Source organism: Streptomyces sp. NBC_01003 (genome assembly GCF_045162695.1).
In the GTDB taxonomy this organism is placed as follows: Bacteria; Actinomycetota; Actinomycetes; order Streptomycetales; family Streptomycetaceae; genus Streptomyces.
In genome coordinates, this window is record NZ_CP108707.1 from 2,299,985 (window position 1) to 2,321,256 (window position 21,272).

13 protein-coding genes are annotated in these 21,272 nt (G+C 70.5%); 12 read left to right on the forward strand and 1 reads right to left on the reverse strand.

What is annotated here, in order from left to right:
• Positions 1-42: 42 nt before the first annotated feature.
• From OG698_RS10855 to OG698_RS10895, 9 genes are all read left to right on the forward strand, one after another.
• On the forward strand, positions 43-1,335 hold the full coding sequence (locus tag OG698_RS10855; RefSeq protein ID WP_116507071.1) for an MFS transporter: 1,293 nt from the start codon (positions 43-45) through the stop codon (positions 1,333-1,335).
• A 69-nt stretch (positions 1,336-1,404) separates the two neighbouring features.
• On the forward strand, positions 1,405-2,298 hold the full coding sequence (locus OG698_RS10860; RefSeq protein WP_266850921.1) for a serine hydrolase: 894 nt from the start codon (positions 1,405-1,407) through the stop codon (positions 2,296-2,298).
• A gap of 140 nt (positions 2,299-2,438) precedes the next feature.
• The gene (locus OG698_RS10865; protein ID WP_406102885.1) at positions 2,439-3,830 is read left to right on the forward strand and encodes a serine hydrolase domain-containing protein; all 1,392 of its coding nucleotides are present in this window, start codon (positions 2,439-2,441) and stop codon (positions 3,828-3,830) included.
• Positions 3,827-4,726 carry a serine hydrolase gene (locus OG698_RS10870; protein ID WP_406102886.1) on the forward strand — a complete coding sequence of 300 codons (900 nt, stop codon included), beginning with the start codon at positions 3,827-3,829 and terminating at the stop codon, positions 4,724-4,726. Before OG698_RS10865 ends, OG698_RS10870 begins: the two co-directional genes overlap by 4 nt.
• Complete coding sequence (locus OG698_RS10875) at positions 4,723-6,312, forward strand: ABC transporter substrate-binding protein (RefSeq protein ID WP_406102888.1); 1,590 nt, start codon at positions 4,723-4,725, stop codon at positions 6,310-6,312. The genes OG698_RS10870 and OG698_RS10875 overlap by 4 nt, the downstream gene beginning before the upstream one ends.
• Positions 6,312-7,304: an ABC transporter permease gene (locus tag OG698_RS10880; protein WP_116507081.1), complete on the forward strand. Its 993-nt coding sequence runs from the start codon at positions 6,312-6,314 to the stop codon at positions 7,302-7,304. The genes OG698_RS10875 and OG698_RS10880 overlap by 1 nt, the downstream gene beginning before the upstream one ends.
• Positions 7,304-9,235, forward strand: coding sequence for a dipeptide/oligopeptide/nickel ABC transporter permease/ATP-binding protein (locus tag OG698_RS10885; protein WP_406102889.1), 1,932 nt, complete (start codon positions 7,304-7,306; stop codon positions 9,233-9,235). Before OG698_RS10880 ends, OG698_RS10885 begins: the two co-directional genes overlap by 1 nt.
• Positions 9,232-10,221, forward strand: a complete 990-nt coding sequence (locus tag OG698_RS10890; protein WP_406102890.1) for an ABC transporter ATP-binding protein — start codon at positions 9,232-9,234, stop codon at positions 10,219-10,221. The genes OG698_RS10885 and OG698_RS10890 overlap by 4 nt, the downstream gene beginning before the upstream one ends.
• Positions 10,218-13,571: a serine hydrolase gene (locus OG698_RS10895; protein WP_406102891.1), complete on the forward strand. Its 3,354-nt coding sequence runs from the start codon at positions 10,218-10,220 to the stop codon at positions 13,569-13,571. Before OG698_RS10890 ends, OG698_RS10895 begins: the two co-directional genes overlap by 4 nt.
• Positions 13,572-13,678: 107 nt before the next feature.
• Here OG698_RS10895 and OG698_RS10900 read toward each other — a convergent pair whose 3' ends face one another.
• Positions 13,679-14,035, reverse strand: coding sequence for a helix-turn-helix domain-containing protein (locus OG698_RS10900; RefSeq protein ID WP_406102892.1), 357 nt, complete (start codon positions 14,033-14,035; stop codon positions 13,679-13,681).
• A 730-nt stretch (positions 14,036-14,765) separates the two neighbouring features.
• Here OG698_RS10900 and OG698_RS10905 point away from each other — a divergent pair.
• The 3 genes from OG698_RS10905 to OG698_RS10915 all read left to right on the forward strand — a co-directional run bounded on the left by OG698_RS10905 (position 14,766) and on the right by OG698_RS10915 (position 21,069).
• The gene (locus tag OG698_RS10905; protein WP_406102893.1) at positions 14,766-15,665 is read left to right on the forward strand and encodes an antibiotic ABC transporter ATP-binding protein; all 900 of its coding nucleotides are present in this window, start codon (positions 14,766-14,768) and stop codon (positions 15,663-15,665) included.
• The gene (locus OG698_RS10910; RefSeq protein ID WP_406102894.1) at positions 15,662-19,831 is read left to right on the forward strand and encodes a caspase family protein; all 4,170 of its coding nucleotides are present in this window, start codon (positions 15,662-15,664) and stop codon (positions 19,829-19,831) included. Before OG698_RS10905 ends, OG698_RS10910 begins: the two co-directional genes overlap by 4 nt.
• A gap of 140 nt (positions 19,832-19,971) precedes the next feature.
• The gene (locus OG698_RS10915; protein ID WP_406102895.1) at positions 19,972-21,069 is read left to right on the forward strand and encodes a helix-turn-helix domain-containing protein; all 1,098 of its coding nucleotides are present in this window, start codon (positions 19,972-19,974) and stop codon (positions 21,067-21,069) included.
• Positions 21,070-21,272 lie beyond the last annotated feature (203 nt).

The following is a 21,272-nucleotide window of genomic DNA, read 5'->3' on the forward strand; positions in this document are numbered from 1 at the left end:
AGGATGGGCCATCAACCCCGACGCAACGGTACGGAGGTAGCCATGACGGCGGTGATCACCGAGGACACCTGGACACCGAAGCGGGTCAACCGGACGGCAACGATCACGATGGTGGTCATGCTGTGCGCCTGGTCGATCGACTACATCGACCGTTTCTCGATCAGCATGGCTCTGCCGTCGATCGGAGAGGAGTTCCAACTCGGCAAGACGGCACAGGGCTCGCTCGTCACCGTCTTCGCGCTGGTCTACATGATCTGCCAGATACCCGCCGGTTTCCTGGCCGATCGGTACGGCTCCCGCGGACCCATGCTGATCACGCTCGTGCTGTGGTCGCTGTTCACCGCGCTGACCGGGATGGCCGGCACATTCGGTCTGCTCCTGCTGTTCCGCGGTCTGTTCGGTGCCTGTCAGGGCGCTTTCCCGGCGGCGTCGTTCAAAGCCATAGCGGAACGGACGACACCGGCGAGACGGGGGACCGCCACGAGCGTGATGCTGTCCGCCAGCGGGATCGCCGGCCTCGCGCCCCTGCTCGTCGCCCCGCTGCTGACGGGCATCGGCTGGCGGCACACCTTCCTCTGGATGGCGGGTTGCGGCGCGGCCATCGGCATCGGGTTGTGGGCGCTTCTGCCCAAGGCACTGCCGGACCGGCTGAGCCGGCTTCCGCAGACGACGGCGACGACGCCCGCAGTCTCGCGCGCACAAGTACTCAGGTCCCCGGCGGTGTGGAAGTTCGCGGTGCTGTTCTGCGCGATGAACATGCTCAGCTACGGCCTGGTCACCTGGGTGCCCAGCTATCTGCTCGAGGCCAGACACCTGTCGCTGAACGAGACCGGGGTGCTGTCGGCGATCCCGAGTCTGGTGGGCTTCGCGACGACCATCTTCGGCGGCTGGCTGTTCGACCGGTACTTCCATGACAAGGCCAGGTGGTACCTGGTGTCCATCGCGACGGTGACCGCGGTCCTGCTCGTTCTGATGGTGTCGGCGGGCAGCGCGGCGACGTTCACTCTCTACGAGACCTTGGCCGTCGGAGTGTTCGGGATGGCGACGATGTGCGTCTTCGGCCTTCCGCTGCGGGTGCTTCCCACGGCGGTGGCCGGCCTCGGCTCCGGAATGACGAACTTCGGCGGCCAGGTCGCCGGCGTGATCGCGCCGCTGGCGATGGGCTGGCTGGCGGACGCGTTCTCCTACACCGCCGCGTTCGGATTCCTGATCTGCACCACGCTGCTCACCGCGGTGATCGCGTTCTGGGTCCCGCAGCGAGCCGAACAGTTCAACTTCCCGCCGGCCGGAACCAAGGAGTCTGCCGGCACCAAGGAGTCGACCGGCACCAAGTAGTCGACCGGTGTACCCGGGAAACAGATCCCGTCCGGACAGAAATCCACCCCGACAGAGAGAAGGGACCCCATGGTCACCGAATCGGAACTGGTCGAGACAATCACCGGGCGGGCGGCGGAAGCCGGCGTCCAGGTATGGCTGCACGCGGCCGATCTGGACAGCCCGCGACACGTGGGCATCGACGCCGACGAGCCGGTGGTCACCGCGTCCGTGTTCAAGGTTCCCGTAGCAGTGGAACTTGCCCGGCAGGCGGCCGACGGTGAACTCGACCTCGCCGAGCGGATCACGGTGCCACCGGGACATCCGACCGCCAGTCCGTACGGCCTCGCGACGTTCCGCCACGACGTCACGATGTCCTGGTACGACCTCGCCGTCCTGATGATTGGCATCAGCGACAACGTCGCCACGGACCTGATCCTCGGGAAGGTAGGAAAGGCCGCGGTCGCCGGGACGCTGCGCCGGCTCGACCTCCCGCACACGGCCGTCCCCCACGACTGCGGGGACCTGTTGCGCACGATCGGCGAGGACCTCGGGATCGACTACCAGGACGACGAACGGATCCTGGCCGCGATGCCGGCCGAACAACTGGCCAAGCTGCGCGCGTTGACACCCGAAGAGACCTGCCGGACCACCGCCGCGGAGAGCACCCGCCTGCTGGGCCTGATCTGGCGTGACGAAGCGGCACCCGCGACGGCGTGCGCCGACGTCCGGCGCTGGCTGGAACTGCAGGTGTGGCCGCACCGGCTGCGCTCCGGCTTCGCGGACGACGACGTCAGGATCAGCGGCAAGACCGGCACGCTGCCCTCGCTGCGCAACGAGATCGGCGTGGTGGAGTACCCGGACGGTGGCCGGTACGCGGTCGGCGTCTTCACCAGGGCCGTCGACGCCCGTTCGAGAGTTCCCGAGCGTGACGCCTTCATCGGTTTCGCCGCCGCCCGGGCGGTGGACTGGCTCAGGCGGTAACCCATAGCGGCGGCCGGGCGTTTCGTCGGTCGCGATGAAGGTTTCGGCAATTCTCGTCGTTTCTCACGAATCGGCCATGAGCGCACAGGTCATACCCTCCCGGAATCACCCGTTCTCCCTCGCCGAGACAAGAGGTGCACATGTCCGAACTCAATGAACTCCGTGGCTGGTTGGAAAGTCGCCTTCCCGAGTTGCTGGCCGAACACAAGGTGCCGGCCGCGTCGATCGCCGTATACGCGCACGGAGAGATGATCGACCGTGCGGCCGGGGTGCTGAACAAGCACACCGGCGTCGAGGCCACCGCGGACTCCGTCTTCCAGATCGGGTCGATCACCAAGGTCTGGACGACCACGCTGGCGATGCAGCTCGTCGACGAGGGCGCGCTCGACATCGACGCCCCGGTCCGGGCGTACCTGCCCGAATTCGCCGTCGGTGACGAGACGGCCTCCGCGAAGATCACCGTACGCCAACTGATGTGCCACACCTCGGGGTTCGAGGGCGACGTCTTCCTCGACACCGGTCGCGGGGACGACGCGGTGCACAGGCTCGTCACCCTCCTCGCCGACGTGCCCCAGCTGTTCGCGCCGGGCGAGATGTTCTCGTACAACAACGCCGCCTTCTGCGTACTCGGTCGCATCGTCGAGGTGCTGCGCGACAAGTCGTACGACGACTGCCTGCGCGACCACCTGTGCACGCCGCTGGGGCTGACCCACGTCGCCCCCAGCCCGTACGAGGCCGTCAGGTTCCGCGCCGCGTCAGGGCACCTCACGCCCGACCCCGACGCCGAGCCGCAGCCCGCGCAGGTCTGGGCGCTGCCCCGGTCGAACGCGCCCGCCGGATCGATGCTGGCGATGCGGCCGCGGGACCTTCTGACGTTCGCCCGGATGCATCTCGACGGGGGCAGGGGGCCCGACGGGACGGCGGTGCTCACTCCGGAGAGCGCGCTCGCCATGCGGCGCCGCGAGGTGGAACTGCCGGATCTCGGTCTGATGGGCGACGCCTGGGGACTGGGCTGGTCGCTCTTCGACTGGCCCGGCGGCACGGTGGTCGGCCACGACGGAGGCACGCTCGGCCAGTCGGCCTTCCTACGGGTGGCTCCCGAACACGACATCGCGGTGGCGTTGCTGACCAACGGCGGCAACCCGCTCCCGCTGTACGTCGAACTCGTCGGACGCGTGCTGCGCGAGCTGGCCGGAACAGAGATGCCGGCGCTCCCGGTGCCGGACGCCGACGCCCCCCGTGTCGAGACAGCGAGGTTCGTGGGCACGTACGCGTCGTCCGTCGGCGACACCGTCGTCAGCGAGGACGCCGACGGCAGGCTGTGGGCCGAGCGGACCCCGAAGGGAGTGTTCGCCGAACTCGACGGCGGTCCGCCGGAAAGGATCGAACTGGTCGCGTACGACGGCGACAGGCTGATCCCCGTGAAGCCGCAGCGCGGCATGCACATGGTGCACGCGTTCGTCGGGGACGACGGGACCGGGCGGGCGCGGTTCCTGCACACCGGCCGGGCCGATCGGCGGGTGAGCCGGTGAACGCCATCGCCGACGAGATCGCCGCGGTCTTCGCCGAGGCGGGAGCGCAAGGATTCCTGCACGCCCGTGAGATCGGGGTGACCGACGGCCCCGAGGTCGCCGTCGGCGCGGACGCCCCGGTGGTCCTGGCGTCGGTCTTCAAGATCCCGGTCGCGGTCGCCTACGTCCGCGAGGTGGCCGCCGGACGGCTGGACGAGACCGAACGGACCCGGGTCACCGCGCGCTACCGCGTCGGCGGGATCGGCACGGCCGGGTGCGTCGACGACGTGGAGATGAGCTGGCGCGACCTGGCGCTGTTCATGCTGACCATGAGCGACAACGCGGCCACCGACGTCGTGTTCCACCGGGTCGGACAGGACGCCGTGGACCGCGTGCTCACCGACCTCGGGCTGTCCCGAACGCGCATCCGCGGCTGCTGCGAGGACCACTTCGCGTCGTTGCTGTCCGACCTCGGTGCCGGCGAAGGCGACGATGCGGAGGCCGTGCTCGCCGCGGCCACCCCGGAACAGCTGTGGAAGCTGGCGGTGCTGGACCCGGCCAGGACGACGTCGTCCACCCCGCGGGAGATCACCCGGCTGCTCGACGCGATCTGGACCGACCGCGCGGCCGATCCCGGGGCCTGCGAGAAGGTCCGCGCGATCATGGGACGGCAGATCTGGCCGCACAGGATCTCGTCCGGCCTCGACACCGGGGTCCAGGTGGCGGCCAAGACGGGCACGCTTCCCGCGATCCGCAATGAAGCAGGTGTGCTGACCTACCCGGACGGCAGGCAGTACGCCGTCGCGGTGTTCACCCGCGCGGACTCCCTGGAGGACCGCCGGCCCGCTGTCGATACCTCGATCGGCAGGGCCGCCCGGCTCGCCGTGGACCATCTCCGCCACGGAGTGACGTCATGAGGCGCCGGGTCGTGCTGCTCGGCGCGCTGGCGCTGACGGTCAGCGCGTGCGGGGGAGTCTCGCAGTCCACACAGGGGCGGACCGCACACCAAAAGCTGGCGGAAGGCAGGACCTTCACGCAGGCGATCGCGTCCGACCCCGGAAGCCTCGACCCGCAGATGACGGTCCTCTCGGTCGCCATCCAGACCGATCGCTACCTCTACGACTCGCTGCTCAACGTCGACGCCGCCGGAAAGCCCGTGACGGGACTGGCGGCCAAGTGGCGCGCCACGACGACGAAAGCCACCTTCAGCCTGCGGCGCGGCATCACCTGCGCCGACGGCTCGCCGCTGACCGCCGCGGACGTCGCGGCGAACATCAACTTCGTGGGCGACCCGGCGAACAAGTCCCCGTTCGCGGGGGTGACCATCGCGCCCGGGACGAAGGCGACCGCCGACAACGCGAGCCGCACCGTCACGCTCACCAGCGGAGCGCCGGACGCGTTCCTGCTGCGCAACGCGGGCCGGCTGCCGATGGTGTGCGCCGCGGGCCTGCGGGACCGTTCGCTGCTGGCCAAGGGCGGCGCGGGCACCGGCATGTTCACCGTCACCGAGGCCGTACCCAACGACCACTACACGCTCACCCGGCGCAAGGACTATACGTGGGGGCCGGGCGCGTGGAAGACCAACCAGCCGGGGCTGCCCGACAAGGTGGTCGTGCGGGTGGTCCCGAACGCCACCACCTCGGCGAACCTGCTGCTCTCCGGCGGCCTCAACGCCGCGGCCACGGTCGGGCCGGACAAGAAGCGGCTCTCCGCGCAGAAGCTGTTCCACGCCGACTACCTCGCTCCGATGGGAGAGTTGTTCTTCAACGAGGCTCCCGGCCGCGCCGGCCGGGACGAACGCGTCCGCCGCGCCCTGGTCCAGGCACTCGACCTGACGCAGCTCGGCAAGGTGCTCACCAGCGGCACCGGCACACCGGCCACGGGGATGGTCACGGCCGAACCCCGGGCCTGTACGGGCGACACCGTGAAGGGCAACCTTCCCGCGCACGACCTCGCCGCGGCCAGAACTGCGCTCGACGCGGCGGGCTGGCGCGTGGGCCCGAGTGGCGTGCGCGTCAAGGACGGCAAGCGGCTCGCCCTCACCATGATCTACGCGACGCAACTCGGGCCGACCATGGCGCCCACCGCCGAGCTGGCGCAGCAGACCTGGAAGAGCATCGGAGTCGACGTCAAGCTGAAGGGCGTCGACAGCTCCGGGCTCAACCAGGCGCTGTTCACCACCGGAGCGTGGGATGTCTCGATGGCGCCGTTCGGCTTCGAACTGCCGAGCCAGGCAGTGCAGTTCGTGTCGGGCAAGGCGCCGCCGCAGGGCACCAACTTCGCGCACGTCGAGAACGCCGGGTACGACTCTCAGGTGCGCCGGGCGGCGGGGCTGGTCGGCGACGACAGCTGCCGCGCTTGGGTCGCGGCCGAGACGTCCCTGATCAAGCGCGTCGACGTCGTCCCTTACGTCCACTCGGTTGTCCCGTTCTTCGGCACTGGAGCGCGGTTCGAGGTCAGCGCTGGTTCCATCACGCCGTCTTCGATACGGATGTACGGCTGATGGCCACCGCTGCAGTGGCGGCCGCCCTGCGTGCCGGAATCCGGGGCGGCCCGTGGCTGCCGTTCGCACGGCGCAGGCTGCGGCGATTCCTCGTCGCGCTGTGGGTGCTGCTGACCACGGCATTCCTGATGATCCACCTGGTCCCGGGCGACCCGGTCCGGGCGGCGCTGGGAATGACCGCACCCACCGAGCTGGTCGAGGCCCGGCGCCAAGCACTCGGCCTGAACGACCCGTTGTGGGTGCAGTACGGCCACTACCTCGGCAACCTGTTCACCGGCGACTTCGGTACGTCGATGACGAGCAACCTGCCGGTGGCGCAGGTGATCGGCGACCGTCTGCCCGCGACGCTCGCGCTGGCCGTGCCGGCGTTCGTGGTGGTGGTCGCCCTGGCGATTCCGCTCGGCGTGCTGTTCGCGGTGTTGACCAGGGGCGGCAGACGGCGGGGCGTCGAGCTGGGATTCACCTCGGTGAGCGTGTTCCTGGCCGCCGTCCCTGAGTTCCTCGTCGCCGTCGGCCTCGTCGCGTTCTTCGCCGTGCGCCTTGGCTGGTTCCCGGTCGCCGGGAGCGGCGGCGCGAGCACGTTCGTGCTGCCGGTGACGGCACTGGCGACCGGGGCGACGGCGGTGCTGGCGCGGATCGTACGGGTGGAGATGCTGTCTGTGCTCGGCGACGACTTCGTCCGCACCGCCCGGGCGAAGCGGCTGCCCGCCCGGCTCGTGTACGTCCGGCACGCCCTGCCGAGCGCGCTGACCGCCACGCTGACGTTGGGCGGGCTGATGCTCACCGCGATGGTCGCCGGGACGGTGCTGGTGGAGAACGTCTTCGCCTGGCCCGGGCTCGGCTCGACGATCGTGCAGTCGATTCTGGCGAAGGACTATCCGACGGTGCAGGGCATCGTGCTCGTCTACGGCATCGGGGTGCTGCTGGTGAACCTGGCGGTCGACGTGCTGCTGGCGCTGCTCGACCCGCGCTCGACCATCCGGGAGAGCTGATGACGTCGACATCGCAGTGGAGAAGGCGCGGCTCGGCCTGGTCGGCGGCCGCGCGCACCCCGATGGGGGCGTGCTCACTGGCGCTGTTGGTCGCGTTGGCCGCACTCGCCATCCTGGGACCGGTGCTGTGGGGCGAGCAGGCGGCCGCGGTCGACACGAACGCGATCGGCCAAGGCCCCTCCGGGGCACACCTGTTGGGCACCGACTCGCTCGGCCGCGACATCTTCTACCGCACGCTCGTGGCCACCCGGTTCTCGGTCGAACTCGCGGTGATCGCCACGGCGGTCGGCGTCACGGTCGGTCTCCTGCTGGGTACCTTGCCGTCGGTGCTGCCGCGCCGGGCCGGCAGGCTGATCACCTCCGCCGTGGACATCGCGGTGGCGTTCCCGGGGCTGCTTCTTGCGTTGTTCTTCGCGGTCGTCTTCGGCGTGGGCACCCGAGGCGCGGTCCTTGCGATCGCGTTCGCGACGGCGCCGGGCTTCGCCAGGCTGGCGCAGACCCTCGCCGCATCGGTGGCAGGGCGGGACTACGTATCGGCTGCGCGGATCGCGGGCGTCGGCCGGCTCCGGCTGCTCGTCCGGCACGTCCTGCCCAACATCGGCGAGCCGCTGCTGGTGAACGCCACCATCAGCGCGGGCGGGGCACTGCTCGCCTTCGCCTCGCTCTCCTTCCTCGGCATCGGCGTCCAGGCACCCCGATACGACTGGGGGCGGCTCCTCGGCGAGGGACTGGACGGGATCTACGTGAACCCGGCGGCCGCGCTCGCTCCCGGCGCGGCGGTGGTGCTCGCCGGTCTCGCGTTCAACCTGGTGGGCGAGACCGTCGCCGCGGTGGTCGGCGTACGCACCCCGACCGCGCGGATCCCCGCCCGGCCGGCGCCGCCCGCCCGTCCCGCCGCGGCCGAGGAACCCACGGCGAAGCCGGTGCTGTTGGTGGAGAACCTGCACGTGGCGTTCCCGCGTGCGGACGGGTGGACGGTCCCGGTGCGCGGCGTGAGTTTCACCGTGCGCGACGGTGAGGCGATCGGGGTGGTCGGGGAATCCGGATCGGGCAAGAGCCTGACCGGACTGGCGGTTTCGCGGCTGATCGAGACGCCGGGTGTCGTGACTGCGGACCGGCTTGAGTTCGCGGGGACTCCGCTCCTGACGACTCCGGAGCGGGAGTTGCGCCGGTTGCTCGGCACGTCGCTGGCGATGGTCTTCCAGGATCCGATGAGCTCGTTCAACCCGGCCCGCCGGATCGGCCGCCAACTGGCGGAGGCGTCGGAGCAGCACCACGGCCTCAACCGGCGCGAAGCCTTCGCCAGAGCCGTGGACCGGTTGCGCGCGGTGCGCATTCCCGCCGCGGAACGACGTGCCCGACAGTACCCGCACGAGTTCTCCGGCGGGATGCGGCAGCGCGCGATGATCGGCATGGGTCTGATGGGCGAGCCGAAGCTGATCATCGCCGACGAACCGACGACGGCGCTGGATGTCACCGTGCAGCGCCAGGTACTGCGCCTTCTCTCGCGGACCAGAGAGCGCGAGAACGCCGCGATCCTCCTGATCAGCCACGACATCACGGTCGTCGCACAGACCTGCGACCGGATGCTCGTCATGTACGCGGGGCGCGTCGTCGAGGACCTTCCCACCACCGACCTCACATCCGTACCGAGACATCCCTACACCCGGGCGTTGCTGGCCGCGACGCTGGAACTGGACACCGACCGCGACGAGCCGCTGGCCGTGATCCCCGGCCGGCCGCCCGAGCCGGACCACGTGCCCGAGGGGTGCGCGTTCGCCGCCCGCTGCCCGGCGGCGACGGACCGGTGCCGGAGCCAGGACCCGGTACTGGAGCGGGTCGACCAGGCACACCAGGTCGCCTGCTGGCATCCGAACGGCGCCGTCGCGCCGGAGTCCGGCCGGGAAGCCGCCTACGGAGGTGCCGAATGAGCGCGCTGGTGTTCGACGACGTGAGCGTGCGCTACGGAGCCCGGCGCGGAGGCCTGACCGCAGTGGACCAGGTCAGCCTGACCGTGCCCAAGGGACAGGTGGTCGGGCTGGTCGGGGAGTCGGGATCAGGCAAGTCGACGCTGGCACGGGCCGCGGTGGGCCTTGTACCGGTCGCCGCGGGCCGCGTCATGCTCGGCGGCGTGGATGTGAAGAGCCTGCCGCGAAGGCGTCCGCTGCAGATGGTGTTCCAGGACCCGTACTCCTCGCTGGACCCGCGGATGAGCATAGGTGAGTCGATCACCGAGGCCCTGCCGCGCAGTGCGCACGCCGGGGCGGCAGACAGACGGGCCGAGGTGGCGAGACTGCTCGAACTGGTCAACCTTGACCCGGACCGGGCGGGGATGATGCCGAAGCACCTGTCCGGCGGGCAGCGGCAACGTGTCGCGCTCGCCCGCGCGTTGGCCGGGCAGCCGCAGGTACTGATCGCCGACGAGATCACGTCCGCGCTCGACGTGTCGGTGCAGGGCGCCGTGCTCAACCTGGTCCGCACACTGCAGCGGCGACTGGATCTGTCGATGCTGTTCATCTCGCACAACCTGGCCGTGGTGCGCTATCTCAGCGACGTGATCGCCGTGATGTATCTCGGCCGCATCGTGGAGATGGGCCCCGCCCAGCAAGTCCTCAACGACCCGCAACACCCCTACACGCGCGACCTGCTCGCCGCGGCCCCGTCCGCCCGCACCGGCCTGTTCGACGACCCCGGTGACGGCGACGGCATCGGAGACACGGACCCGCACCACCCGCCCACCGGTTGCCGCTACCACCCCCGCTGCCCGATCGGCCCGCTCACGCACACCGAGCGCACCGTCTGCCTCAGCTCCGACCCGGCCGACGACGCGGTGACCCGCCGGCACCGAGCGGCCTGCCACTTCTCCCCGAGCGCCAGCGAACAGCCCGCAATCCCACGAGGAGGCCTCCTGCGATGACCCGACGCCTTGGCATTGATGATCTGTACGAGTTGACAGTCCCCGAGCAGCCGAGCGTTTCGCCGGACGGAAGCCGGATCGTGTACGTGCTGCGCGCCGCCGACCGTGACGGCGACCGGGACGTGCGGGCGCTCTGGCAGGTCGCCGCCGCGGGCGGCGAGGCGCGGCAGCTCACCCGGGGCACGACCGACACAGCACCGACATGGTCGCCCGACGGCACGCGTATCGCGTTCCTGCGTGCCCGGGACTCGGCCCCGCAACTGTGGTTCCTGCCCGCCGCCGGGGGCGAGGCCGAGCAGGTGACAGAACTCCCGCTGGGCGCCGGCGCACCGGTCTGGAGCCCGGACGGCAACAAGGTCGCCTTCGCGGCGCCGGTCGACCTCGCCGCGGCGGACGGCGAGGACGCAACCGCACGCGCACGCCGGGCGAATGCCCCGGTCGTGACGGACCGGCTGGACTTCAAGGCCGACGGCACAGGTCTGGTACGGACCCTGCGCAGGCACGTGCACGTCCTCGACGTAGGCACACGGGAGATCCGGCAGGTCACATCGGGGGACTGGAACGCGGGCGATCCCGCCTGGTCCCCCGATGGCACCCGGCTGGCGTTCCCCGGCGCCCGCGAGCCCGACGCCGACCTCACGCTGCGGTCCGCCGCCTACGTCCTCGACCTGAGCGAGCGCGCCGCCGAACCGCAGGCGACGGGCTCCGGCGACGGCACGGCAGCCACGGTCACCTGGACCCCTGACGGTCGGGCGCTGCTGGTCGTCGGGCGGGGGGACACCGAGATCGGGAACACCGAACTACTGCTGGTGCCGCTGGACGGCGGCGACACCATCGACCTGACGGCTGCCCTCGACCGGAACGTGATGCCGGGCGGCCCCGGCTATCCCGGCGCGGCGCCACGCCCGACAGCGGACGGCCGCGTGCTGTTCTGCGTGCGGGAGCGCGGCTGCACCCACCTCTACTCGGTCGACCTCGACGGCGGCGCGCCGCGACCAGTCGTCGGGGGCGCGGGGAACACCGTCGGCGACCTGGCCGTCGCGGGCGACACCGTGGCGATCCTCCTCGCCACGCCGTCCTCGTTCGGCGAGATCGCGACGGTCGGCCTCGCCGACGGGACGGTCGAGGCGCGCACACACCACGGCGAGAGCGTCGCCGACGTCGAGCTGTTCGCCCGTGAGGAGCGGGAGTTCACGATCTCCGACGGCACCGTGGTCCATGGCTGGCTGATGCGCGACCCGGCCCGCACCGGCCCCTCGCCTCTGCTGCTGGACATCCACGGCGGCCCGCACAACGCCTGGAACGGCACAGCCGACGCCACCCACCTCTACCACCAGGTGCTGGCCACGCGCGGCTGGGCGGTGCTGATGCTCAACCCGCGCGGCAGCGACGGCTACGGCGAGAAGTTCCTCACCGCGGCGCTCGGCGCATGGGGGCAGGCGGACGCGCCGGACTTTCTCGAACCACTGGACCACCTCGTCGCCGAGGGCGTCGCCGACGCCGACCGGCTTGCCGTGTCCGGTTACAGCTACGGCGGCTTCATGACCTGCTACCTGACGAGCCGCGACAACCGGTTCGCGGCTGCGGTCGCGGGCGGGGTCGTCAGCGATCTGACCAGCATGGCCGGCACCTCGGACGCAGGCCACCACATGGGCGTGCGCGAACTGGGCGGCACTCCGTGGGCGGAGGAACAGGCGTACACGAAGCAGTCGCCACTCACCCACGTCGACCAGGTCCAGGTACCGACGCTCATCGTGCAGGGCGCCGACGACGTGCGCTGTCCCGTGGGCCAGGCGGAACAGTGGTTCACCGCGCTGCGTGAGCGGGGCGTCCCAGCCCGGCTGGTGCTGTACCCCGGCAGCTCGCACCTGTTCATCCTCGACGGCAGGCCCTCGCACCGGGCGGACTTCAACCGACGCGTCGTCGACTGGGTGGAGCGCCACGCAAGGCCCAAGGGGAGCGCGGCGCGGGTGCCGATCGACGCCCACTGGCAGCGCCGGCTGAGCGAACTGGCGCGCGCACATCGCGTACCCGGAGCAGCGCTCGGCATCCTGCGCGTCGGACCCGACGGCGCCGACGAGCTGGTGCAGGCGAGCCACGGTGTCCTGAGCACGAACACCGGCGTCGACGTCACCGACGACTCGCTGTTCCAGATCGGCTCGATCACCAAGGTGTGGACGACGACCGTCGTGATGCAACTGGTCGACGAGGGGCTGCTCGACCTCGACGCGCCGATAGCGGACGTCCTGCCCGAGCTGCGACTGGCCGATCCGGGGGTGGCGAGGCAGGTGACCATGCGCCATCTGCTGACCCACACCAGCGGCATCGACGGCGACGTGTTCACCGACACCGGCCGTGGCGACGACTGCCTGGAGCGCTACGTCGACCAGCTCGCGGGCGTCGGACAGAACCACCCGCTCGCGGCGACCTTCTCCTACTGCAACTCGGGATTCGTCCTCGCCGGCCGGGTCATCGAGAAGCTGACCGGCAAGACCTGGGACCTCGCGATGCGCGAGCGGCTGTTCACCCCGCTCGGCCTGAGCCACACGATCACGCTGCCGGAGGAAGCGCTGCTGTTCCGCGCGGCGGTCGGCCATGTCTCGCCCGGCGGCGGCGAGCCGACGTCCGCGCCGGTCTGGGGGCTGCCGCGCTCGGTCGGTCCCGCCGGTCTGGTCGGCGCGGCGACCGCGGACGTCCTGGCGTTCGCCCGGCTGCACCTGACCGGCGGGCTGGCACCCAACGGCGAGCGCCTGCTCGCGCGGGCGTCGGTGGACGCGATGGCCGACAGGCAGACGAACCTGCCCGATCCGCACAGCATCGGCGACTCCTGGGGCCTGGGCTGGATACGTTTCGACTGGGACGGGCACCAGGTCATCGGCCACGACGGCGGCACGATCGGCCAGGCGGCGTTCCTGAGGCTGCTCCCCGAGCAAGGACTCGCGGTGGTGCTGCTCACCAACGGCGGCAGTCCACGCGACCTGTACGAGGAGCTGTACCGGGAGATCTTCTCGGAGCTGGCCGGGGTGGCCATGTCGCGTCCACTCGAGCCGGCCGCCGAACCTCCCGCCGTGGACGCGCGGCGGCACGCCGGTGTGTACGAGCGGACCGGGGTGCGCGCCGAGGTTCTGCTGACCGGGGAAGGGCTGCGCCTGCGCCAGACCCTCACCGGTCCCCTGGCCGAACTCGCGCCGGATCCGACGCAGGAGTACGACCTGGTACCGGTCTCCGACAGCCTGTTCGCGTTCCTCGCGCCGGAATCACGGACCTGGACCCCGGTCACGTTCTACACGCTGCCCACCGGCGAGCCGTACGTGCACTACGGGGTGCGGGCGGCCCCGAAGGTGGCCTGACCGTTCACGGCCGGCGTCTGCGGCTGCGATGTGGAAGGGCCCGCTCGACCAGCCGTCCTGTCGACTGGTCGAGCGGGCCCGCGCGGACGCCTTGGGAGGAGGTGAACTCATGGAGAGTCCGCTCGCATGACGCGGAGTTCGAGCATCGCGGCGAAGCGTTTCCCGGGGTCGTTCAGGTCCGTCCCGGCGATCTCCGCGGCCCGCCGCAGCCGGTATCGGAAGGTGTTCGGATGCACGTCGAGCGAGGCGGAGGCGCCCAGAACATTTCCGAGCCTGTCCAGCCAGGCGGTCAGAGTCTCGACCAGGGCGGTGCCGTTTTCTCGGTCGTAGGTGCGCAGACGCTCGATCGGTCCGTCGAGAAGGCCGCCCTCGCTGCGCAGCAGATCCCCGAGTTCCAACAGCAGTGCGTCGACCTGGACTTCGGAGTACCGGGCGACACGTCTCCCGGGCCGCTGGCGGAGCACTCGCAGCGTCCGGTCAGCGTCGTGCCGGGATCGGGCCAGGTCAGCGGGGCCGGCCGAATCGACGGCACGACCGATGCCGAGAACCACACCGGTCAGCCCGTCCGAGGCCGATCGCGTAGCACACGTCTCCGACCAGAGCCGCCACGGATCCCGGGGTCACGACCGAGAGATGGAACGAGAGCGCGTCGGCAGTCCGCTCCAACAGTTGGCGGCTCGTCGGTGTCCCGCTGCAGGAAGTCCCGCGCAGCCGACTGCGCCCGGTGACCGGTCGGCCCGCCAACCGGAGGCGCTCGATCGCCTCCGATACGCGCGCACAGCGTCGAGGCGTCAGTGCCGTACAAGGCGAGCGCGCCGAGCAGCATCGTGACGAAGCCGGTGACGAGCATGACCGGGTGCCCGAAGCGCTTGGGCAGCGGCCGATAGAGGCGAAGGGGGCAGGACTGTGCCGACTGCCATCGGGAGCAAGGCCCGGCCGGTGGCGCCCGGGGTCCAGCCGCGGGCCTGCTGGACGTAGAGCTCCCCCGCAGGCCAGACAACGGACTCGATGGCTCTCACTGCTCCCGCTGCCGCGGCCGCAGTCCCATGACGACAGAGCAGCCCATACGGTGTGTAGAAATCACTCAATGTGTGGAGGCTGTTCGCAGTTGGATTCGCGATCAACCGGCGAACGGTGCGGTCTTGCCCCCTACTCTGAGGGAATAGTTGGGCAGGGTCTCGGGGGAGGGCTGTTGTGGCGCGGGTGGTGCTGGTGCACGGAGTGGCTCAGCAGTTCGAGGGGCCGGAGCTGTTGTCGTTGCGTCTGGGTGCCGCGCTCCGTGACGGGGTGAAGCTAGCCACAGGGACGGCGCTCCAGCCGGAGGACGTGGCGTGCGCGTTCTACGGGAACTGCTTTGTCGAGCCCGGGACTCGGTCGGGTGGTCTCCCCGCGTGGGATGAGCGCGATGTGGAGGACGGTCTGGAGGCTGAACTCCTCGAAGCATGGTGGCGCCGGGCGGTGGAGATCGACGACGCGGTGCCGCCTGCCGTCGAGGAGGGGACGCGAGGGCCGGCCGGGTACGCCGCGTCTCGGCTGCTGCTCTCCCGGTGGGTGCGTGAGCGGCTGAACGCTCTGGCGGAGGCCCGGTTCTTCCAGCCGGTGTCGGAGCGGATGCTGATCGGTGAGCTGAAGCAGGTGCGCCGGTACCTGGACAAGCCGCCGGTGTGGCAGGCCGCCCGCGCGGCGGTCGCGGCCGAGATCGGTGCGGACACCCGAGTGGTGGTGGCACATTCACTGGGGTCGGTCGTCGCGTACGAAGCGCTGTGCGAGAACCCCAACTGGCCGGTGACGGATCTGGTGACGGTGGGCTCTCCGCTGGGCCTGCCGGTGATCCACCGGCGGCTGAGCCCGCTGCCTGTGGAGGGTCATGGGGCGTGGCCCGGCGGGGTGGTGCGGTGGACGAACGTCGCCGATCCGGGTGACATCGTCGCGCTGGTGGGCGAGCTGGCCCCGCGGTTCGCATCCGGACCCGGCGACGGCGTGGCCGACCGGACGATCACCAACGGAGTGCGGATGCACGACTTCGAGCGCTATCTGACCGCCCCCAAGACCGGGACCGCAGTCGCCGCCGGCCTCCAGGTACCGCACGCATGACAACCGCCGCAGACCCCGAACACGCCGTGTCAGGGCGCCGGTTCCTGATCGCGGCCGGTGTCGGCACGTTCCGGCATCCGGGCATCGACGGCCTGCCCGGCGTCCCGGCGGACGTGCGCCGCGTACGGGAGCTGCTCGAGCCGATGGGATACACACCCGTCCTCACCGACCTGGCCGCCGACCCGACCCGGGACGCGCTCGCCGAGGGCATCGAGGACTGGACCCTGGAGACGTCCCTGGGCCCGGAAGACGTCGTGGTGATGTACTTCGCCGGACACGGCGTCCACGAGGAGGACCGCCACTACCTGCTGTGCAACGACACCAGGCCCGGCCGCTGGACCCGGGCACTGGCCGCCGAGGACCTCGCCCGGCCGCTGGTGAAGAGTCCGGTGGGGCATCTGCTGGTCATGCTCGACACCTGCTACGCCGGGGCCGGCACAGCGGACATCAGCCGGCTCGCCGCCGACCTGGCGGACCTCCACCGCGGGCGGGCCAACCGCTGGCACCTGGCGGCCGCCCGCGCCAGAGACCGGGCGCGGGAGAACGTGTTCGTCGACGCCCTCGCCGACGTCCTCGCCCAGCCCCGCCACGGCGCCACCCAGCAGTACGTGAGCGTGCGCGAGGTCACCGAACGCGTCAACAACCACTTCAGGGCCCACCGCCCCAGCCAGCAGGCCCGGTTGACCACCACCGAGACCGACGGCCAGGACCCCTTCTTCCCCAGCCCCCTCTACCTGCCCGGACTGCCCGCCGACGGCATCGACCTGGCCGGCCTCGCCCTGCTGCGCCGCCGCCACGCCGGGCACTTCGATCCCCGTAGCCGCGGCCTCGAACACGCCGGGGAACGCGGAGACTACTTCACCGGCCGCGCCCGCGCCCTGGCCGACCTCACCGCGTTCCTCACCGCCCCGGACGCGGACCACGACCGCAAGGCCCGCGTCGTCACCGGCGACCCCGGCTCGGGCAAGTCGGCACTACTGGGACGCCTCCTGACCCTGACCGACCCCGACACTCCGAGGACGCGAGCGGTCCCGCGCGCCTCCGGCGGCGAACAGCTGCCGCTGCCGGCATATCCCTCCGTGATCGCCCTGCACGCCCGCCGGGCCTCCCTGGCCGACCTGGTGACCGACCTCGCCGCAGCCCTGCACCTGCCCGCCCCCGCCGACCGCGACACCGTGCTGACCGCACTGTCCGCCCGCACCACACCCGTCGCCGTCGTGGTGGACTCCCTCGACGAGGCCGGAACCGCGGGCGACGCCCGAGAGAGCCGACGCATCGCCGGCGAACTCCTCCAGCCCCTCTCCACCCTCCCCTCGGTAAGGCTCGTCGTCGGCACCCGTCGCCCCCAGATCCCCGCCCTCGGCCGCGCCGTACACGTCCTCGACCTCGACGCGCCGGAACACATCACCCGCGCCGACATCACCGCGTACGCCCGCGGCGTCCTCGAAGACGCCCAGGACCCCGACAGCCGCTCCCCCTACCGCCACGACCCCGCGCTCGCCGCCACGATCGCCGACGGCATCGCCGAACGAGCCCGCTTCTCCTACCTCGTCGCCCGCATGACGGCACGCGCCCTCGTCCACGGCCAGATCACCGTCGACACCGGCCGCCCCGACTGGCGCGAGCACCTCCCCAGCGACGCGAAGGAAGCCTTCGCCGCCTACCTCGACCGCTTCGGCCCCGACCGCCCCAAGGCCGAACGTCTCCTGCGCCCCCTCGCCTACGCCCAGGGCGCCGGCCTGCCCTGGTCCACCCTCTGGGCCCCCCTCGCCGAGGCCCTGTCCGGCCTGCCTTGCTCCCAGGACGACCTCGACTGGCTCCACCGGCACGCAGGCGCCTACATCGTCGAGACGCCCACCCCGGACGGATCCGCCTACCGCCTCTTCCACGAGACCATGGCCGAACACCTGCGCCGCACCGGCCACGAACACGAAGACCACGCCACCATCGCCCGCACCCTCACCGCCCTGGTCCACAAAGACCCTGCCACCGGTGTGAACGACTGGCCCGCGGCCCACCCGTACATCCGCCACTACGCGGCTACGCATGCGGCGGCGGGTGGCGTCCTGGTCGAGTTGCTGTCCGACCCCGAGTACCTCGTCCACGCCGCCCCTGCCCCGCTGCTGCGCGCCCTGGACACCGTAACTGCCCCGGCGCACCGCATCGTCGCCGACATCTACCGCGCCTCGGCCGCCGCTCACGCCCCGCTCCCTGCGGACGCCCGCCGCGACATCCTGGCGATCGACGCGGCCCGCTACGAGTACCCTCAGCTCGCCGCCGAGCTCGCTCGGACCCGCCCATGGGCACCACGCTGGGCTACGGGCAGCCTTGTTCACCCTGCGCACCGGGCCACTCTCACCGGCCACACAGGCAGGGTCAGCGGTGTAGCAGTGGTGGAGATCGACAACCGCCCCCACGCTGTCACCGCCAGCAAGGACAGGACGGTGCGCGTGTGGGATGTGGCCTCCGGCACCGAACGTGCCGTCCTCGCCGGTCACACCGGCAGCGTGATCGCGGTGGCAGAGTCTGAGATCGACAACCGTCCACATTTCCTCACCACCCACGGCGACGGGACGGTGCGGGTGTGGGATCTGGTCTCTGGTTCCGAACGCGCCGCGTTCACCGGCCACACCGATTGGGTCTCTGCGCTGGCGGTGTCGAAGGTCGGGGGCCGTTCCCACGTCCTCACGGCCAGCATCGACGGGACGGTGCGGGTGCGTGACCTGGCCTCCGACACCGAACGTGCTTTCCTCGCCGGTCACACCGGCAGGGTGACAGCAGTGGCGATGGTCGAGCTCGACGACCGTCCTCACGCTCTCGCCGGTCAGGATGACGGGACGGTGCGGGTGTGGGATCTGGTCTCTGGCTTCGAACGCTTTGCCCTCACGGGCCACATCCACGGCGTGAACGCGGTAGTGGTGACGGAGATCGACAACCGTCCGCACGCTCTCGTCGCCGGTGGCGACGGCACGGTGCGTGTGTGGGATCTGGGCTCTGGCTCCGAACGCGCCGTCCTCATCGGCCACTTCGCCGGCGTGAACGCGGTGGCGGTGGTGGAGATCGACAACCGCCTCCACGCTGTCACCGCCAGCGATGACAGGACGGTGCGGGTATGGGATCTGGCTTCTGGCTCTGAACGTACTGTCCTCACTGGCCACACCGACCGTGTGACGGCGGTGGCGGTGACCGTGCTCGACAACCGCCCCCACGCCGTGACCTCCAGCGATGACGAGACTGTGCGGGTGTGGGATCTGGCTTCAGGCACCGACCATGACGCACTCAGCAGCCACACCCGTTGGGTGAGCGCGCTGACGACGGCGGAGATCTACGACTCCCCCTACGTCCTCACCGGCGACGGCGGGACGGTGCGGGTGCGCGAACTGGCCACTGGCACCGAACGGGCCGCCCTCACCGACCGCGACGGCTGGGTGACGGCATTGGTGGTGACGGAGACCGACAACCGTCCCCACGTGCTCATCGGTGGCGACGACGTGGTGCGGGTGTGGGACCTGACCACCGGCACGGAACGGGCCGCCCTCACCGACCGCGACGGCTTGGCGGTGGCGGTGGCGGTGACGGAGACCGACAACCGTCCCCACGCCGTCACCGCCGGCCATGACGGGACGGTGCGGTTGTGGGATCTGGCTTCAGGCACCGAACGCGCCGCCCTCAGCAGCCAATCGGTCTGGGTGGGTTCGGTCGCGGTGACGGAGATCGGCCACCGTCCCCACGCCCTCTTCGCCGACGGCGAGACGGTGCGGGTGTGGGATGTGTCTTCCCACGCCGAACGCACTGCCCTTACCGGCCACCTCGGTCGCGTGAACGCGGTGGCGGTGACACAGCTCCACGGCCTTCCCTTCGCCGTCACCACGGGCAATGACCGGACGGTGCGGTTGTGGGATCTGGTCTCCGGCACCGAACGTGCCGTCCTCACCGGCCACACCGACGAGGTGAAGGCGGTGGCGGTGACGGAGATCGACCATCGCCCTCATGCCATCACCACCAGCGAGGACGGTTCGGTGCGCGTATGGGACCTGCTCACGAGCCGCATGGTGGCGGCGCTCGCACTCCCACTGCCGGCGCATATCGTCTCGGCGCACGGCGATGTCATCGTCCTGGCCATGGCCCACGAAGTCGTCGCACTCCAGCGCACCCGCACCCCATAACGGAGTCTCAACAGTGCGCTTGCCGAATATCTCATCCGCCCTGGTGAGAGCGAGTGTGCCCGGATTCGCCGATGTCGACCTCGGTTGCTCGAGTCGGCACTCTCGCGCAGTTGGAGGTCGCCGCGGCATGATGATCAACCGTGCTGCTTCGACTGGCTTACCTGGGTGTGACGAACGCGTTCGCGGTACTGCGCCTGCTGCCGATGAGCGATCGGGACAAAGACGCGGAGATCCTCGCCCTGCGCCATCAGATCACTGTGCTGGAACGTCAACTCGGCAACAACAGAGCGCGGTTCACTGCGAGCGACAGGGCCTTCCTGGCTTCGCTGCTGCACCGTCTGCCCTTCGACGTGCTGCGCAGTCTGCGACTGCTGGTGCGACCGGACACGGTGCTGCGCCGGCACCGCGATCTGGTCGCTCGCCGCCATGCTGTCGCCTCCCGGCCGAAGCGCCCGGGGCGCCCACGGACGGTCCACTCCGTTCGGGCGCTGGTGGTGCGCTTGGCGAGGGAGAACCCCTGCTGGGGGTATCGCAGGATTCACGGCGAGCTTCTCGTCCTGGGCGTGAAAGTAGCTGCGTCCACGGTGTGGGAGATCTTGAAGGACGCCGGGATCGACCCTGCACCCGAGCGTGGCTCCAGCACGTGGCCGGACTTCCTGCGCTCCCAGGCCGACGCGCTGCTGGCCTGCGACTTCTTGGAAACCGTCACGTTGTCGGGGACGCGGATGTACGCGTTCGCGATGATCGAGCACGCCAACCGGCGTATCCGGATCCTGGGAGCCACCGCCCACCCGACGGCATCCTGGGTGACACAGACGGCGAAGAATCTCGTCATGGACCTCGAAGACGCCGGCTGCCGGGCTCGGTTCCTACTCCGGGACCGTGACGGGAAGTTCCCCGCCCTGTTCGACGCCATCCCCCACGACGCCGGCATCGAGGTCGTACTCAGCGGCATTCAGATGCCGAGAATGAACTCCATCATGGAGAGGTGGGTGCAGACCTGCCGGCGCGAACTCCCGGACCGCACGCTGATCTGGAACCAACGCCATCTCTCCTATGCCCTACGGGAGTTCGAACAGTTCTACAACGGGCACAGGCCGCATCAGGGCATCGCCAATGCCCGCCCGATGCGCCCACTCCCCCAAACGATCACCGATTCGGGACAGATCACCCGCCTCGACATACGACGACGCAAGCGTCTCGGCGGCGCCCTCCACGAGTACGAACATGCCGCATGAAGTGCACGGATGACATTTTCGGCAAGGACACCACCAGATCCAGCGTCAACGCCTCCTCGGCGGCCTGATCAACCAGTACGAGAGAACCGCCTGACCAAACGGCCTCGCCGCAGCTCACAGCACCGAATCGTATTTTCGAGCGGCACAGGGTGTTGTATGGCTGTACCTGCTGGGGCGGACGGGGCCGTGCCGTACGTCGAGGT